Annotated in this window: 1 protein-coding gene; it reads right to left on the bottom strand. The window is 68.5% G+C overall.

The window, feature by feature from the left end:
* Positions 1-478 (bottom strand): hypothetical protein (locus tag DLJ59_RS29120; RefSeq protein WP_208648871.1); only part of this gene is annotated, 478 nt, incomplete at its 3' end.
* Positions 479-578 lie beyond the last annotated feature (100 nt).

The following is a 578-nucleotide window of genomic DNA, read 5'->3' as shown; positions in this document are numbered from 1 at the left end:
CGATCGCGGTGGCCACCAACGCCACGCCGCCGACCACCAGCAGTGAGCCGGTGCCACGACCGCCGGCCATGCCGCCGCCGCCGGTCGCCGGCCCCTTGCTGGGTGAGGCCATGTTCAGCACGGTGAGCGTGGTCGAGGCGGTCTGGCCGTTCTCGCAGCGCAGGTCGACCGGGTAGTTACCGGCCGGCTTGTCGGCCGGGATGGTCACCTGCCCGGTCAGGAAACCCTTGTCCGGTTTGAGCATCACGTGCCCGAACGCGTCGGAGTGCACGTTGGATTGACGGTTGTTGTTGTCGTTGTCGCAGCTTGCCTTGATGCTCACCCGGCTACCGGCCTGGGCGCTGTTCGGCGTCACCTCGACGAAGACGTTCTCGCCGGCCCGTGCCGGTGCGACCGACAACAGGACGAACGCCCCAACCAACCCCACCAGTGTCAGCACCGACGAGAGCGCACGGCTGATCGTGCGGATTTTCTGCATGATTTTTCCCCCCAACCGGCGACGACCGCCGGAACCCTCCCCTGGGCACGCGCGTTGCTTTCCCGCTGGCGCGGGGGCAAACCCGCGGGCGGGCAGGGTG

Source organism: Micromonospora inaquosa, from assembly GCF_003857055.1.
Taxonomy (GTDB): domain Bacteria; phylum Actinomycetota; class Actinomycetes; order Mycobacteriales; family Micromonosporaceae; genus Micromonospora; species Micromonospora inaquosa.
Note: the sequence above shows the minus strand (reverse complement) of the source record. Positions and strands in the feature narration are given on the sequence as shown.